The sequence below is a fragment of the Mesorhizobium sp. M0408 genome (assembly GCF_040321495.1).
Lineage (GTDB): Bacteria > Pseudomonadota > Alphaproteobacteria > Rhizobiales > Rhizobiaceae > Mesorhizobium.
The window spans coordinates 1-16,921 of record NZ_JAMYRO010000031.1 but is presented as its reverse complement, the minus strand read 5'-3'; the positions used below and the strand labels follow the sequence as shown (position 1 = coordinate 16,921).

Here is a 16,921-nt window from a genome sequence, read left to right as displayed (position 1 = left end):
TACAGTGTCAAATCGCCTGGACGGCTAAGAAGCGGGAAATCTTCAGGTCCGCCGGCCTCGGAATACCTTCCGCCTGGCTAGTGCGCCTTCAGGTGCCCGACACCGCTTGTGCCCAAACGTCCGACCACATCATTTGTTGCCAGTGGGCGGCATGCACGCTTGAATTTCCGATCTCGTGCCCTTCGGCGACGAGCTTGCGGCAGCGCCTTTGTCGTCCTTGTGGGTCTGAAGGCCGTGCGCAGCCTAATAGATCGTCTGGCGTGAGGCGCGGCCCGCCAATCGAGCCAGCTTTGGGATGGACCTATCTATGGCGCGTGTAGGGAATGGGGTAAAATAAGCCGACAGCGGGCTCCGAAGGGTCGCAGTTGTTGTGAGTCTCAACGGTCGGAAAGTGCGAGCCAAGTTCAGATGTGTGAGCAGGGATTTGCATAAGTTCGTCCGTTGACTGGAAGACTGCACGAATGCGCCACGCTCGCGCAGCAAATCGATCGGCAGTCCTCGGGAGCCTACCATAAATCAATAAAATCAACGCGATACACCGTGGTTCGCCAATATTGACTTGGCCAACCAAACCAAAATATGATGCTAAGTCATTGATAAATAACGACAATGGTGGGCCCGGAGGATGCGCCAAAAACATTGATTTCATTGGCGCGCCCGGCAAGGCTTGAATACAGGACGAATTCCACTTTGAAGCTGGTACGCCGACAATCTATTCAGCGGCCTCAGCGACCTGCACTGGGATGTAATTCAGGATGGGCCCGAGCCACTGCTCGACCTCCGAAATTGACATGTCTTTGCGCCGTGCATAGTCCTCCACCTGATCGCGCTCGATCTTGGCCACCCCGAAATAATAGCTTTCCGGATGGGCGAGATAGATGCCGGAGACCGACGAGCCGGGCCACATGGCATAGCTTTCGGTCAAGGTGACCCCTGCGTTGCGTTCGCCGTCGAGCAGCCTGAACAGCGTCGCCTTCTCGGTATGGTCGGGCTGCGCCGGATAGCCGGGCGCCGGCCTGATGCCGCAATAGGGTTCGCCGATCAGATCCTCCGGGGCCAGGTTCTCGTCCGGCGCATAGCCCCACAACTCTTTTCGGACACGCTCGTGCAGCCGCTCGGCGAAGGCTTCGGCGAAGCGGTCGGCGAGCGCCTTCACCATTATCGAGGAATAATCGTCATTGGCCCGCTCGAAGCGCTCGGCGATCGCCACTTCCTCGATGCCGGCGGTCACGATGAAGCCGCCGAGATAATCCGCCTTGCCACTTTCGAGCGGCGCGACGAAATCCGACAGGGCGACGTTGGCCTTGCCGTCGCGCTTGGTCAGTTGCTGGCGCAGCGTGAAGAAGGTCGCCAGCTCTTGCGAACGCGTGTCGTCGGTGAAAAGCCTGATGTCGTCGCCGACGGCATTGGCCGGCCAGAAGCCGATCACGCCCTTCGGTGCGAACCATTGTTCCGCGATGATCTGCTTCAGCACCGCTTGTGCATCCTCGAACAGCTGGCGCGCCGCCGGCCCCTGTGCCTCGTCTTCGAGAATCTTCGGATAGCGCCCCCTCATCTCCCAGGTCTGGAAGAACGGCGTCCAGTCGATGTAGCGGGCGAGTTCGGCGAGGTCCCAGGTCTCGAAAACCTTCAGCCCAAGGAAGGAGGGGTTTTGCGGGACATAGCCCGACCAGTCGATCTTGTGGGCGTTTGCCCTTGCCCTGGCGAGCGGAAGGCGCAGCTTGTCGGCTTCACTACGCGCATGCGCGTCCGCCACCTTGCGGTACTCGGCGCGTACCATATCGACATAGTCGCCCTTTGCCTGGTGGGACAGCAATGACGAGACGACGCCAACGGCGCGGCTGGCATCTGTGACGTAGACCGTCTGGCCGCGCTCATAGCGCGGGTGGATCTTGACCGCCGTGTGAACGCGGCTGGTCGTCGCCCCGCCAATCAGCAACGGAATGTCGAAACCTTCGCGCTCCATTTCGGAGGCGACATGCGCCATCTCGTCGAGCGACGGCGTGATCAGGCCGGAGAGGCCGATGATGTCGACGTTTTGCTCGCGCGCCGTCCGCAGAATCTTAGTCGCTGGCACCATGACGCCTAGATCGATGATCTCGTAGTTGTTGCAGGCGAGCACGACGCCGACGATGTTCTTGCCGATGTCATGGACGTCGCCCTTGACCGTCGCCATCAGGATTTTTCCGGCGGTCTGGCGTTCGCCGGTGTCGATGCCGTTGGCGGCGTTGGCCAGCTTCTCGGCTTCCATGTGCGGCAGCAGCCCGGCGACCGCCTGTTTCATCACGCGCGCGGACTTGACCACTTGCGGGAGGAACATCTTTCCGGCACCGAACAGGTCGCCGACGACGTTCATGCCGGCCATCAGCGGGCCCTCGATGACATGGAGCGGCCGCTCGGCGGCAAGCCGCGCCTCGTCGGTATCGGCGTCGATGAACTCGGTGATGCCATTGACCAGCGCATGCGAAATGCGCTTGTCGACAGTCCACTCCCGCCAGGCGAGATCGCGTTCCTTGGCCTCCTTGCCGGCGGTTCCCTTGAAGCGCTCGGCAAGTTCCAGCATCCGCTCGGTGGCGCTGCCGCCGCCCGCCGGCTGGCGGTTGTTGACGACGTCCTCGCAGGCTTCGCGCAGTTCCGGATCGATCGATTCGTAGACTGCAAGTTGGCCGGCATTGACGATGCCCATGTCCATGCCGGCCTGGATGGCGTGGTAGAGGAACACGGCATGCATGGCCTCGCGCACCGGTTCGTTGCCGCGAAACGAGAAGGACAGGTTCGAGACGCCACCCGAAATGTGGACGTGAGGTAGGGTCTGGATGATTTCCCGCGTCGCCTCGATGAAGTCGACCCCGTAATTGTTGTGCTCGTCGATGCCGGTGGCGATGGCGAAGATGTTCGGGTCGAAAACGATGTCTTCCGGCGGGAAGCCGGCCTGCTCGGTCAGGAGCTTGTAAGCGCGGGTGCAGATGGCGACTTTTCGCGCCTGCGTGTCCGCCTGGCCTTCCTCGTCGAACGCCATGACGACGACCGCCGCGCCATACGCGCGGACGAGTTTCGCATGGTGGAGAAAAGCTTCCTCGCCTTCCTTCATCGAGATGGAATTGACCAGCGGCTTGCCCTGCACGCATTTCAAGCCAGCCTCGATGATCTCCCATTTCGAACTGTCGATCATCACCGGCACGCGGGCGATATCCGGCTCGGCGGCGATCAGGTTGAAATACTCGACCATCGCCTTCTTCGAATCGATCAGGCCCTCGTCCATGTTGATGTCGATGATCTGGGCACCGTTGGAGACCTGATCGCGCGCGATGTCGAGGGCGGCAGGGTAGTCGCCGGCGGTGATCAGTTTCCTGAATTTCGCCGAGCCGGTGACGTTGGTGCGCTCGCCGACATTGACGAACGGAATTTCCTTGGTGAGCGTGAAGGGTTCCAGACCTGACAGGCGCATTTTGCGCTCGATCTCCGGAATGGCGCGCGGCGGATATTTCCTCACTGCCGCTGCGATGGCGCGGATGTGATCCGGCGTCGAGCCGCAGCAGCCGCCGACGACATTGACCAGTCCCTCGCGCGCAAAACCCTCGATCTGCGCCGCCATGAATTCCGGGCTCTCGTCGTAGCGGCCGAACTCGTTGGGCAGGCCGGCATTGGGATAGGCACAGGTGAAGGTGTTGGCGACGCCGGAAATCTCGGCGACATGTGCGCGCATGGCGTTGGCGCCGAGCGCGCAGTTGAGGCCGACCGTGAACGGACTGGCGTGGCGGATCGAATGCCAGAAGGCCGTCGGTGTCTGGCCCGACAGCGTGCGGCCCGACAGGTCAGTGATCGTGCCTGAGATCATGACCGGAAGATGCACGCCCTTTTCGAGGAAGATCTCGTTGCAGGCGAAGATCGCCGCCTTGGCGTTCAGCGTGTCGAAGATCGTCTCGATCAGGATGATGTCGGCGCCGCCGTCGATCAGGCCGCGCAACTGCTCGCCATAGGCGATGCGCAGATCGTCGAAGTTGACGGCGCGATAGCCGGGGTTGTTGACGTCCGGCGACATCGAGGCGGTGCGGTTGGTCGGTCCCAGCGCGCCGGCGACGAAGCGTCGCTTGCCGTCTTCCTGTTGGGCGCGAATGCACGCCCGCCGCACCAGACGGGCACCGTCCCGGTTCAGGTCATAGACCGCATCCTCCATGCCGTAATCGGCCTGGGCGATCGACGTGGAGGAGAAGGTGTTGGTCTCGATGATGTCGGCGCCGGCAATCGCGTACTGGTAGTGGATTTCCTCGATCGCTTTCGGCTGCGTCAGGATCAGCAGGTCGTTGTTGCCCTGTTGATGGCAGGCGCAGCCGACGAACTTGTCGCCGCGGAACTGTTCCTCGTTGAAGCCATGCCCCTGGATCTGCGTGCCCATCGCGCCGTCGAGGATGAGGATTCGTTCGCGCGCGGCCGATTCCAAGGCAGAACGAATCTCCGATCCATCCGCCTTGGCGACAACGGGTCCGAAAAGGGAATCCAAGGAGGATTCAGAATGCACCACGGTGAGCCTCGGCTTCCAAGATCATACACCGTGACATAAACATATCTTTATGTCAAAATATGATGTGCTCATTGTAACCTTTGATACGTCATGGCAGGCATCACGCTGGTCGTTAGCCCCACTGCCAATGCGGCAAGGCCTATTCCGAGTTCATGTCTCATCTTTCACTCCTCCAAAGAATCTTGAATGTCAGTCCGTCATTTCGCAGTCATGGCAATGTTCCTTCTCGCCAGACCGGAAACCTCCTGGCCATCAAAGGCATTGTGGGGGCCCCGCCTCCGCGATTTCCTCCAATCGGCCCGGTGGCGCCTCCCGGCTTGATCCAAATTTAAGACGCCAACGCACGGGCACTGGCCCTATGAAGATTCATCGCTTTTCGTGCCCGCACCCGAGCAGAAAACTCCCCTCAGGTGCCGGCCTTGGGAGGCAACATTTTCTGCTGTTTCGAATTGCCGGCTTGGTCTCAACTCACGGACCGAGTTGGCCATATTCATGCGAACGAGCACAGAAGAGCGCTATCAGCCCATCTGTCGCGAAGAGCGGAGAAATTGGATCAGGGCAAGTTAATTTCCTCCTCCACGTTTCGCTGGTTGGCAGCGTTATATGTTGTTCTTGGCCACAAATTAAACGGTACGGGAATTCTGTCAAGCCAAAAAACCCGCCGAGGCAACGGCCCCGGGATTCCGCGTATTATCCTCTGCATATTTGCGTGAATGATGCTCAATCCGGTTAGGAGTTGCCGCGCGCACAAGCATTGGTTGCGCCGTCGAGGACCTTGACATTTGTCACGATGGGGGCATTTTTGTTGTCATTGTCAACATTTATAGAGTCGCCAGTACCCAGGAGGAAACAGCCGATGCGCAGATTGGGCATTCATTCGTTCGTATGGACCGGCGGTGGCACTCAGGCCATGCTTGAAGAAGCGATGGAGAATTCGGCTGCGTGCGGTTACCGGCTGATCGAGTTTGCGTATCTTCAACCCGAAAAGTTCGACATCCATCGCCTCGCCAAGAAGGCTCAGTCGTTAGATCTCGAAATCGCCCTCACCATGGGCCTGCCCTTGGGCGCCGATGTGTCGAGCGAGGACGGCGCTGTCGTGAAGGCAGGTGAGGAATTACTCGCGAATGCAGTCGCGGCGGTGCGGGACATCGGCGGCACCAAGCTCGGGGGCATTCTCTATTCCGCGCATACGAAATACTCGACAATGCCGAGTGATCGCGGCCGCAAGAACAGCATTGCAGCCATTGCCAAGACGGCTGACGCAGCAAAGAAGGCCGGCGTCGATCTGGTCCTGGAGGTCGTCAACCGGTTCGAGACGAATCTCTTGAACACGGCGGCTCAGGGCCTCGACTTCATCAAGGCGACCGGCTCCGATCACGTCACGCTCCATCTCGACACGTTTCATATGAACATCGAAGAGGCCAATCCAGCGGCGGCCATTCGTCTGGCCGGCGACAAGATCGGCTATTTTCACATCGGCGAAAGCAATCGCGGCTACCTCGGCGATGGAGTGATCGATTTCGATCGCATCTTCGACGCGCTGCTAGACATCGGCTATAACCGCGACATCACCTTTGAATCGTTCTCCAGCGCCGTGGTCGATGAGGGTCTGTCCCTCGCATGCGCCATATGGCGCGATACCTGGACCGAGAACATGCCGTTGGCAAAGCACGCCAAGGCCTTCATCGACCTGAAAATGCAAGAGGCGGTTCGTCGGCGAACGACGAATGCCCGTCCATAAGTCGAGGATAATCTGATTATGCGGCAGTGCGGACCCTCTGCCTAAGGCGCCCTGCTCCGCGGTCTTCAGCGCTGTAGTGCTGCGGTTTTTTCGCTGTTCATCGGCAGCCTCGGATCCGTGAGACAGAAGCTTCGGGGGATGCGCGTTCAATAAGATCGCGCCAGTTGCTGCACGCCTGCGCGGCGTGTACCAAGTGAGCGCGTTGTGGTTGCGTTCGGCTTGCGGACCGCAGGTAACCTGGAGAGACCTAAGTGAATGACCCGGCGCTGACCGCCAGTTCAAATCGCAGGATTCGACAAAACAATGAAGTGGCGGCTCTAAGAGCCCTTCATCAATTTGGACGTCTCACTCGAGCCGAACTCGCGCGCAAGTTACGGCTTAACCGCTCTTCGTCGGGGCATATCATCGCGAGCCTGACGGCTGACGGTCTGGTGCGCGAAGCAATTGAGGATCTGCCTGAACAAGCGGGCTGTGCCCGAGCCGGCCGTCCCGGCATCATGCTGGAGCTTGTGCCGGATGCTATTTTCTTCCTTGGGGTCGAGATCGGTGTCGAGCATATCAGTACGGTAGAGATCGATCTTGGAACCAATATCGTTTCGACGAATGTGGAACCGTTTGATGGTCCGTCGATCAACGTAGAGGCCGCGGTCGACCGCGCCGTGAGGCTGGCTCTCCAATCTATTCCTGTGTCAAAACTGGAGCGATGTGAAGGCGTTGGCGTATCAACCCCGGCGCAAATGGATAAGAATGGCTTCGTCCACTTTGCGCCGCTTCTCGGCTGGCGAAATGTTCACCTTGCAAAGCTGGTGAGAGACGCCCTGCCGATTCGTGTTCCGGTCCTTGCCGAGAACGATGCCAACGCATTCGCGATCGGCGCGACTTACGGGCGCAGCGAGGTGCATTCCGGCGTCACGCTTTTTCTCGTTATGGAGAGCGGTGTCGGCGGCGGCATTATCGTTGACGGCAGCCTTTTTCGCGGCGCCAACGGGCTGGCGGGGGAGATTGGGCACTTGATTATCAGCGACGCGCCAGGCCCGCGCCGCAATCTCGAACAACTAATCGGCCTTGAAAACATTATGGCCGATTATCGCAAGACCTCCGCCCTCAGTGATCCGACATTCGGCAACTTCCTTTCCGATGTCCAAAACCGGTTGCCCAGCGCCGTCTCAACAGCCGAGGACTGGGCAAGGGCTTTGGCAATAGGCCTGGTGCAGACTTGCCGAATCATCGACGCCGACAAGATCGTGCTAGGCGGTTCGGTCGCCGCACTCTATCCCTTGATGGCTGCCAGGGTCGCTGCACACATCCATGCCATACAGGAATCCAGTTTCCCGTTCCCATCGATCACAATGAATGATGAAGGAACTGTCGGTTCCGCCTTCGGTGCGGCCTGCATGTTACATCAGCGATACTTGTCTCTGCAAAGCCAGCGTTTCGCCGACGGTACGGCGGAACTCGAAGGGGCAGAGGAAGACGAAGACTAATGTCCAGGTTCGGCACTGCCGAACCGATGCTGCTGCTCGGGCTACCCGTCTGATCGCGATTTAGAACGCCATTGTGGCGTGTCCGTCTCGATTGATTAATATGTTGCATAAAGCGACAAACATAATTAATGTAGCCTCTGGAGGAGCATCCCGCATTCCCATCGTGGCCGTCTCGGGTTGTCGTTCGCTGTGGAGCGAGCGGCCGCAACCTCCAGGCGCGTGCTCCAGTCAAAAGATGTGCGCTAGCCGAGTTGTATGATGCCCGCAGATGCGATTTTAAGTCAGACCAAGCTCGCACCCGACGCACTAGGGCCGACGGTGGTCATCGGCGAGATCCTGGTGGAGATCATGGCTAAAAGTCGCGGCGACGGCTTTCTCGAGCCGATAGAGCTTATCGGCCCCTTTCCCAGCGGCGCGCCGGCGATTTTCATCGATCAATGCGCCAAGATCGGCGGGTCGGCGGCAATTGTCGCCTCGGTCGGCGATGACGATTTCGGCCGCATCAACATCGAGCGGCTCCGGTCTGACGGCGTGGACGTATCGGCCATCTCGGTCAGCCAGGATTATCCGACCGGAAGCGCGTTTGTTCGCTATCGCAATGACGGCTCGCGCGACTTTGTCTTCAACATCGGAAAATCGGCGGCGGCCCTGGTGAGCCTGACGGTTGAAGCGAAGGCGCTCTTCGAGCGGGCTGGACACCTCCACGTCATGGGTAGCGCTTTTGCCATCCCGGGTATCTGGGAGACGATGGATCATGCCATCGGCGTCATCAAGCGGCGCGGCGGCTCCGTTTCACTTGACCCGAACTTGCGCAAGGAATTGCTCGGGCTCGGGCAGACGCAGGAGCGCTTCGCCAAGCTCGTCGATGTCGCCGACCTTATCCTGCCCTCCGGCGACGAATTGTTCATGGCAGCTGGAGTTGATGGTGAATCTGCCGCGGTCATCGCGCTCTTTGGGCGCAGTGTGACAGAGATTGCGCTTAAACGCGGCGAACACGGATCAACATTCTTCGGTGCTGACGGCTCGCGAATTGATTGCTCGGCGTTCAGGGTTGCGGAAATTGATCCGACGGGCGCTGGCGACTGTTTCGGCGGCGCTTACGTCGCTTGCCGCCGTCTCGGCATGCCTGTGTTCAAAGCCCTAGAGTATGCCAATGCCGCGGGAGCCCGCAACGTTACTATTCAAGGTCCGATGGAAGGTGCCGCCTCGCGTCGGCAGCTTGACGAATTCATCGCCGTGACCCCGAGAAACGCTCGATGACCGGTCTCCTCAAAAGCCTGGCGGCGGCGCGGCGCAATGGTTCGCCGATAGGCGTCACGTCTGTCTGCTCAGCGCATCCATTGGTCATTCGGGCAGCAGCGCGCAATGCTGCACGCTTCTCCGACATGCTTGTGATCGAAGCAACCTGCAACCAGGTCAACCAGTTCGGTGGCTACACCGGAATGCTGCCCAGCGATTTTGTTCGTCTCGTCCAGCACATATCGGCAGAAGAAAAGCTTCCGATGGAAAGGATCATCTTCGGTGGGGATCACGTTGGGCCAAATCCGTGGCGCGGGGAACATGCCGGCGCAGCGATGGCGAAGGCAGAAGAGATGGTCACGGCGTACGTGTCCGCCGGCTTTCGAAAGATCCACCTCGATGCTTCGATGGGATGCGCCGGCGAGCCTGCCGCGCTCGACGACGCCAGAACGGCGGAGCGTGCAGCGCGGCTGGCCTTGGCGGCAGAGCGCGCGGCGCGCGCCGCAGGAGATGAGGCCCCGGTCTACATCATCGGCACCGAGGTGCCGACGCCCGGCGGCGCCAACCATGCAATCAGCGACATTGAGCCGACCAGCGTAGCGGCGGCGACGCACACGATCGATGTTCATCGCGACCTGTTCCTGAAGCAAGGCTTGGCCGATGCGTTCTCACGCGTCATCGCACTGGTGGTCCAGCCCGGTGTGGAGTTCGGCAATGAGAATGTGGTCCTTTACGATTCCGCCAGGGCACGCGGGCTGACGCGGCTGCTCGAGCAGGAGCCTGGCCTGGTCTACGAGGCGCATTCAACCGACTACCAGGGACGAACATATTTGCGCCAATTGGTCGAGGACGGCTTCCCGATCCTGAAAGTGGGGCCGGAATTGACCTTCGTCCTGCGTGAGGCGCTCTACGCGCTGGACCTTATCGCGACCGATCTTTTGCCTGAATACGGAGCCCGTCCACTCTATCAGGCCATGGAGCGATTGATGCTGGCCAAACCCGGCAATTGGCAGGGCCACTATCACAGCTCGGAAGCCGAACAGCGCATCCAGCGCCACTACTCGTTCTCGGACCGCATCCGGTATTACTGGAACCAGCCGGAGGCGGAAGCAGCGGTCGCGAGCCTGACCGCGGCCCTGCACGGCAAGACGGTGCCGCTCACGCTGTTTCGCCAGCATCTGCCCGCATTCGAGGCGTTTGCAGGCAAACCGCTCGAGCCTACCTCGTTACTGATCGCCTCGATCCAGCGCAGCCTGGACGAGTACCGCTTCGCCTGCACGGGCGAGGCACTCAACACCGAAAGCAACCCGACGGCTGGAGGACGAAGATGAGCGAACAACTCTCTGGAAAGGTCATTGCAATCACGGGCGCGGCATCGGGTATCGGCCTTGCTTGTGTCCGTGGTTGTCTCGATGCTGGCGCGCGGGTGGTCCTGATCGACTATGCGGATGAGAAACTGCGCAGCCTGGCTGCTGATCTCGGCGAGAACGCGATTCCTTTGAGGGTGGATCTCACCAATCCGGAAAGCGTGGCAGGCATGATGCCCGGCATTCTGGACAAGGTCGGTCACCTCGACGCCTTCCATGCCAATGCCGGCGCCTATATCGGCGGCGATTTCATTGATGGTGATCCGGACGCCTTTGACGGGATGCTGAAGCTGAACGTCAATGCCGTATTCCGAACGGTCCATGCGGTCCTGCCGCACATGATCGAGCGGGGCACGGGAGACATTGTCGTCACCAGTTCCGTTGCCGGCCATACCGCAATACCATGGGAGCCGATCTACACCGCTTCCAAGCACGCAGTTCAAGCGTTCGTCCATGCGCTGAGGCGACAGGTGGCGAAGCACGGCATCCGTGTCGGCGCGATCGCCCCCGGACCGGTCCTGACGCCCCTCGTCGCCGACTGGCCGAAGGAGAACCTCGACCGGGCGATGGCGGCCGGAAATCTGTTTGAGCCGAAGGAAATTGCCGAAGTCCTGCTGTTCATGCTGACCCGGCCGAGAACGGTGACAATTCGCGATATCGTCATTCTGCCGACCAACTTCGACATTTGAGACGTAGCGTCTCGGCATCGAAATTCGGGGAGGTAGGCCATGTACCAAGCGCGCTTCAGGGTGGACAACGAGGTCGCCGTGGTGACCGGCGGAGGCAGAGGTATTGGCCTCGCATGTGCCGAAGCGTTGGGCGAGTCCGGAGCGCATGTGGTCATCATAGAGCCCGACGAGCAGATCGGCAGTGCTGGCAGGGATGCACTGACTGCGAAAGGCTACTCGGCCGAGCTGATGCTCGGTGACGTCACTTCGTCAACAAGGATGAGCGAGATTGCTGACACGCTCGCCACTCGTGGCACGCCGGCTTCGATTCTCGTCAACAATGCCGGCGTCGGCAGCAGCGGCATTTCGTCGGAAGATATCAGTGATGAACTCTGGCTGTGGATGATGAACGTCAACATCAACGGCGTCTTCTGGTGCTCGCGCGCTTTCGGCCGCCACATGATCGCGGCCGGCCGCGGCTCAATCGTCAATCTGGGTTCCATGTCGGGCACGATCTGCAACCGGCCGCAGCCGCAAACACCTTACAATGTCTCCAAGGCGGCCGTGCATCACATGACCCGCTCGATCGCCGCCGAATGGGCGCCTCATGGCGTGCGGGTTAACGCGGTGGCGCCAACCTACATCGAAACGCCGATGGTCCTGGCGATTCCGGAAAACGCGCCGCGTATAGAAGCGTGGTTGCGAGACACGCCAATGGGCCGCATGGGCCAGGCGCACGAAGTCGCCAGCGCTGTCCTGTTCCTCGCTTCCGACGCGGCCAGTTTGATGACCGGAGCCGTCGTACCCGTCGATGGGGGATTTACGTGCTGGTAGGACCGTAGCAGCCAAGAGTTTCCTCCCGGTCACTTCTCTCACCGAAGCTCGAGCTCGAGAAGGTGGATGCGGCTTCGGCCGCCGGCACATCGCCTTAGGTAACCTCGGCGCCGATCGCAGCCAGCGCGAACCACGTCGAAATCCTTGTCCCCAACCAACAGTCGAGCCGCCCGCCAGGCACCGCCGACCAATGTAGATCGGCAATCTGTCAGCAAAATTAATGACGCCTCCGCACGGGCGACGCTGGCCGAGCCCTGCTTCGAACGGTCATGCCGCCGCTGGGCAGTTCGCAGTCTCGCCGCGACTACCAGAAGGCTTGTATGCGCCCATTGCGATGGCGCGCACCTCCAGCGGTGTAGTCGAGCAGAGTCGCCTGGTCGTGGACTAATGACCTCGACGGATCTGTAGGATTTGCGCACGCCGCTCAGCTTGAGCTCAGCCATGGCTTGCCTCCCGGGCACCGGCACGTTTGGTCGTGTCGTTGTTGTTTTCGTCATCTTGCGCCATCGCCAGCGGCGCGCCTGGTTCGCCTTCCCACAGGATCAGGCTGGCGGCGCCGATCAGTCCGGCCTGATTGCCGAGTTGCGCCGGCACGATGGGTACGTCCCGGTAGGCGGGCATCGCCCGCTGCTCGACGACCGCCCTGATGCTTGGAGCCAAGAGGTCGAAACCGTTGGCGAGACCGCCACCCATTACGATCAGGTCCGGCGAATAGAGATGAAGCAGATTGGTGAAGCCGATGCCCAGCCAATTCGCCTCCGCCTCGATGAGTGTGCGCGCGCGCCCGTCGCCTGCACGCGCGGCATCGACCACGTGCCTGGCCGAGATGTCGCCGTCGGCCGAAAGGCGCCGCAGCAGCGAGCCGTCGCCCGGCGCCGTCAGCGCCGTGGCGCGCCGCCCGAGCGCGGTTCCGGAGGCGACCGCCTCGAAGCAGCCGACGGCGCCGCAGAAGCAGCGGTCTCCTTCGCCGGTGATGGTCATGTGGCCGATCTCGGCCGCCAGCCCGCGCCGGCCATGATAGACGTGACCCTCGGCAACGACGCCACCGCCAATGCCAGTCGACACGGTGACGAACACCATCGACCCGGTGCCACGCCCGGCGCCGAAGCGCCATTCGCCGAGTGCTGCGGCATTGGCGTCGTTCTCCAGCCGCACCGGCAGACCGAAATACTTGCCGAGAATGTCGATCAAGGGCACATCGTGCCAGCCAGCCAGTGTCGGCGGTGCGATCACGATCCCGGCCTTGGGGTCGAGCGGCCCCGGTGCGCCGACGCCGATGCCGGCAACCTTGGCCTGTGGGTGCTGTGTCAGAAGGTCCCCGGCCAGCGCGATGATCTGGCCGATCACCGCTTCCGATCCCGCGATCGCCATCGTCGGGGCCGAAACATGGGCGATCACGTGGCCGCCGCTCTCGACCAGCGCGCCGCGCAGCTCCGTTCCGCCGAGATCGAAGGCAAGCGCAACCTTTGTCATCAGGCGGCAATCTCCAGCCCATGCAGCCAGGCCATGCGCTGCGCAAGGTCGGGGTCGCCGAATGCCAGCGATCCGAGCACCACGGTTTCGGCGCCGGCGGCGCGCAGGCGGGGCACCGTTTCGTGGCGGATGCCGCCATCGGCAGCCAAGATGATTTCGTTCTCTCGACCTGCTTTTCGCATCAGCGCCCGTGCCTCGATCAGGCGCGGGCCGGCCTGGTCGGACAGGCTCTGGCCCTTGACGCCGATGGATGTGCCGAGAAGCGTCACGAAAGCCACTTGCGACAGGAAAGGTTTGACCGCGGCCACCGGCGTTTCCAGTCTCAGCACCACCCCGGCCTCGACGCCGAGCTCACGCGCCAGCCGCACGGCGCGTAGGCCGGCCTCGCCGTTTTCCGCATGGACGCTGACAAGATCGGCGCCGGCCTCGATGAATTGGCGCGTCTGCTCCTCGACGATCTCCGCTTCAACCATCAAATGCACATGGATCGGCTTTGCCGTCAGCATGGCAATCCGCGCCACCAGGTCCGGAAAGAACAGGAAGCCGGGGGTGAAGCGGGCGTCCGCGACGTCGATGTGGTGGAGGTCGACAAACGGATCTATGCGCTTCAGGTCGCGCTCCATATTGGCGAGGTCGGCCGACCACAGCGAAAACTCGCCGAGCAGCCGGTTGCGCGGAAGGGCGGCGATGGCAGCGGGGCCGGACAGGGATTTGGTCGTCATAACGGGACAAGGCTCCGGATGTTGAAGTGAGCGCGAAGGAAGGTCGTGATCTCAGCCTGCAGCTCGGCGAAATGCCTGACGCTGTCGAGCGCCTTGGGAGAGATTTCCGCAAAGGTTGCGCCGGGGATCGCCGTGGCAAGCGTGCGCGCAGCCGGCAGCGGATGCACCGCATCCATGGCGTTGCCGATGACCAGCGTGGGGACGCCAAGGGCAGCGGCGTTGCTTTCAGAAACGCCCGGTCCGTCGGCGGCGATGTCGGCGAGGACCTGCGCGAATGGCGCGGCGTCCGGCCGGTCGAAATAGCCGAATAATGAGGCGAGATTGTCGGGCGCGTGGCGCTGCAGGCGCTCGGCGGTTTCCGATTGCGCGAAGATCGTCCTGGCCTTGTCGGGGCCGTGGTCGAGGATGAGGCCGGCGACCTCGGCGATCGGCCGCAGGTTCACCGGCGCGCTGTCGAAAATCCAGGCCGGGCGTACAAGCAGCAGACCCGCGATGCGGTCCGGGTGGCGACAGGCAAGGCGCAAGGCAATGGCGGCGCCCATGGAAACGCCGCCGGCGACGAAACGGTCGAGACCGGCTTGATCGGCGGCGGCAACAACATCGTCCGCGAACATGCTCAGGGAAAACGGACGGCGGCTGCCCAGTCCGGAGGCGCCGTGCCCGCGGCATTCCAGCGTGATGCGCCGCAAGTCGGCACCGGCCGGGAAAGCCTGGGCGATTTGCGCCTCGCCGCCGCCCAGCCCATGCTGGAAGACGACGGCAAGCCCGTTGCCATTATCAGAAATCCGAAGCGTGGCGTCGTCGCGAAGCAGAGCGGCCAGGCGCGCCATCAGGTCAGCCCCATCAGGAAGCGAGCAACCCCTGGTGCCTCTTCGGCCGAGAGGCCATGCGTGACCAGCGGCCCGTCAAAGCCTGATGACTTCAGCCTGGCGACGAAATCCGGGAAATCGACGACGCCCCTGCCGGCGGTGGCAAAGCGCCCGTCGGCGAAGCGGTCCTTGGCATGCGCCATGGCGACGTGGCCGGCAGTGCGTTCGACGGCGGCGGCCACGATGGCGCTTGCTTCCTCGGGGCTCGCCTGTTCGAACAGGTTGGCCGGATCGAGCACGACGCGCAACCGCTTCGAGCCCATCTCGGCGATGAGGCGCATCGCATCCTGCGCCGAGGTTACGATGTTGGCCTGTTCGGGCTCGATGCCGAGATCGACGCCATGACGCTCGGCGAGTTGAAGCGCCTTTTCGATCTCGCCTGCCATGTCGTCCCATGCCTCACGGTCGGCGTTGTCGGGGTGATACGCCCATTGATCGTCCGCGTTGCGCGTTCCCGTGCACAGGGTGACGAGCGGAACAGCAAGGGACGCCGCGGCCTTGATGACCACGCCAAGCCGGCGCATGCCGTCGTCGCGCACCGCTTTGTCCGAATGGGCCATATTGTAGGTGCCCGACAGCGCCACCAGGGCGACGCCGGAGGCACCGGATGCTGCCGCGATGGCGCTGATGGCACCGTCAGGTACCGCATCCGGCATCGACGGCAGGCCGGCGCAGGCAAGATTGAACTGGGTGACGGCAAATCCCGCGTCGCGCACCGCCGCCAGCACGCCGGCCGGCTCGCTGCCCGGGAAGGTCCTGGCGAACACCCCGACCTGCATCAGACCGCTCCCGTGACGGCAGCGATCTCGACGCGCAGCCCGCTCTCCACCGAGCGGGCGATCGCCACCATGGCGCGGATCGAGGCGAGGCCGTCCTCGACATCGGCGCCGCGCAGCGGCGCGCCGTCGAGGACCGTGTTGGCGAGGCCTTCGAGTTGCCGCCTGAAGAAATGGCCGTCGGCGCCAAGCGGCTTTCGCGCCGTCGCATCCTTCTCGTGAAAGATGTCGACCTCGCTCGCTCGGAAATACCAGGGATTGAAGGTCTTTGCGATCACGGAGCCGTTCTCGCCATAGAGTTGAAAGCCTTCGTGCCAGTCCATGCGGACGGCGACGGTGAGGTCGAGATGGCCGAGCGCGCCATTGGCGAATTCAGTTTCGACGAACCAGCAATAGGCGCCGAAACGCTCATTGAGGCGGGCGCGCACCGCGACAATCTCGCCGCACAGGAAGCGTGCGGTATCGACAAGGTGGGAGCCGTGCGCGAGCATGAAATACTGCCTGAGGTCGGCCTTCGGATTGCCGGCCGGCTTCTTTGCCAGCTTGCTGGTGACGGGCAGCGGCTGCACCGCATCGGTGTTGGTGTAGCGATGCGTGGAATCGCAATACCAGGCCTTCAGCGCCAGGATTTCCCCCATCTCGTCGCGGACGAAATCGCGCGCCGCTTCCAGTGCCGGGTCGAAGCGCTTCATATGTCCGACCTGCAGCACCTTGCCGGAGCGCTTAACCGCATCGGCGAGCGTCTCACCTTCCTCGACCGAGACGCCGATCGGCTTCTCGCACAGCACGTGCTTGCCGGCCTCGAGCGCCTTGATCGACATCGCAACGTGATAGGCGTCCGAGGTCGCAACGATCACCGCTTCCAGTTCAGGGTCGGCGAGCATCTCATCGTAGTCGCCATACATTTTTTCGGGCTCATAGGTCGCGCCCATGCGCGCCAGCAGGTCGGGAGCGGCATCGCAGATCGCGTAGAGGTCGGCATTCCGGGCTTTCACGCAGGATTCCAGATGGGCAAATTGCGCGATTGGCCCGCAGCCGAGCACACCGACACGAAGGCGACGGTCTTGCTTGCGGATGATCATGGTCTCTTCCTCAGGCGCCGTAGCCGCGCATCGTCTGGCGGTTGGTCTTGACCGCGGGCCCCCGCTACGGGGGCCCCGGGGGGGGTTTCAGGTAACGCCCCCACCCCCCCATTTGACGGTGGGGGGCGCCGGGGGGGTGGAGCA

12 protein-coding genes are annotated in these 16,921 nt (G+C 62.1%); 6 read left to right on the top strand and 6 right to left on the bottom strand.

The window, feature by feature from the left end; all coding sequences use genetic code 11:
* Nucleotides 1–712 precede the first annotated feature (712 nt).
* Nucleotides 713–4,522, bottom strand: a complete 3,810-nt coding sequence (gene metH / locus NKI67_RS27520; protein WP_036239289.1) for a methionine synthase — start codon at nt 4,520–4,522, stop codon at nt 713–715.
* Nucleotides 4,523–5,378: 856 nt separating this feature from the next.
* On the opposite strand from metH, the gene NKI67_RS27515 reads away from it, so the two are divergent.
* From NKI67_RS27515 to NKI67_RS27490, 6 genes are all read left to right on the top strand, one after another.
* Nucleotides 5,379–6,263: a sugar phosphate isomerase/epimerase family protein gene (locus NKI67_RS27515; RefSeq protein ID WP_023679418.1), complete on the top strand. Its 885-nt coding sequence runs from the start codon at nt 5,379–5,381 to the stop codon at nt 6,261–6,263.
* A gap of 251 nt (nt 6,264–6,514) precedes the next feature.
* A complete protein-coding gene (locus tag NKI67_RS27510) occupies nt 6,515–7,747 on the top strand; it encodes an ROK family transcriptional regulator (RefSeq protein WP_352637647.1) in 1,233 nt (410 codons plus the stop codon).
* A gap of 258 nt (nt 7,748–8,005) precedes the next feature.
* A complete protein-coding gene (locus NKI67_RS27505) occupies nt 8,006–9,007 on the top strand; it encodes a tagatose kinase (protein WP_352637646.1) in 1,002 nt (333 codons plus the stop codon).
* Nucleotides 9,004–10,317: a D-tagatose-bisphosphate aldolase, class II, non-catalytic subunit gene (locus NKI67_RS27500; protein WP_352647872.1), complete on the top strand. Its 1,314-nt coding sequence runs from the start codon at nt 9,004–9,006 to the stop codon at nt 10,315–10,317. Before NKI67_RS27505 ends, NKI67_RS27500 begins: the two co-directional genes overlap by 4 nt.
* A complete protein-coding gene (locus NKI67_RS27495; RefSeq protein ID WP_023679413.1) occupies nt 10,314–11,042 on the top strand; it encodes an SDR family oxidoreductase in 729 nt (242 codons plus the stop codon). The genes NKI67_RS27500 and NKI67_RS27495 overlap by 4 nt, the downstream gene beginning before the upstream one ends.
* Nucleotides 11,043–11,081: 39 nt before the next feature.
* Nucleotides 11,082–11,855, top strand: coding sequence for an SDR family NAD(P)-dependent oxidoreductase (locus NKI67_RS27490; RefSeq protein WP_023679412.1), 774 nt, complete (start codon nt 11,082–11,084; stop codon nt 11,853–11,855).
* 435 nt (nt 11,856–12,290) lie between these two features.
* Here the strand turns inward: NKI67_RS27490 and NKI67_RS27485 are convergent, their stop codons facing one another.
* Genes NKI67_RS27485 through NKI67_RS27465 form a run of 5 tightly spaced genes read right to left on the bottom strand, consistent with a single transcriptional unit; the run spans nt 12,291 to nt 16,774 of the window.
* Nucleotides 12,291–13,328 (bottom strand): ROK family protein, encoded by a 1,038-nt coding sequence (locus NKI67_RS27485; RefSeq protein ID WP_352457866.1) that lies wholly within the window; start codon nt 13,326–13,328, stop codon nt 12,291–12,293.
* Complete coding sequence (locus NKI67_RS27480; protein ID WP_352524746.1) at nt 13,328–14,050, bottom strand: ribulose-phosphate 3-epimerase; 723 nt, start codon at nt 14,048–14,050, stop codon at nt 13,328–13,330. Before NKI67_RS27480 ends, NKI67_RS27485 begins: the two co-directional genes overlap by 1 nt.
* Entirely contained in the window at nt 14,047–14,880 is an 834-nt protein-coding gene (locus NKI67_RS27475) for an alpha/beta fold hydrolase (RefSeq protein ID WP_023680303.1), read from the bottom strand. The genes NKI67_RS27480 and NKI67_RS27475 overlap by 4 nt, the downstream gene beginning before the upstream one ends.
* Nucleotides 14,880–15,698: a sugar phosphate isomerase/epimerase family protein gene (locus NKI67_RS27470; protein WP_352457864.1), complete on the bottom strand. Its 819-nt coding sequence runs from the start codon at nt 15,696–15,698 to the stop codon at nt 14,880–14,882. The genes NKI67_RS27475 and NKI67_RS27470 overlap by 1 nt, the downstream gene beginning before the upstream one ends.
* A complete protein-coding gene (locus NKI67_RS27465; RefSeq protein WP_352457863.1) occupies nt 15,698–16,774 on the bottom strand; it encodes a Gfo/Idh/MocA family protein in 1,077 nt (358 codons plus the stop codon). Before NKI67_RS27465 ends, NKI67_RS27470 begins: the two co-directional genes overlap by 1 nt.
* Between the last annotated feature and the right edge of the window lie 147 nt (nt 16,775–16,921).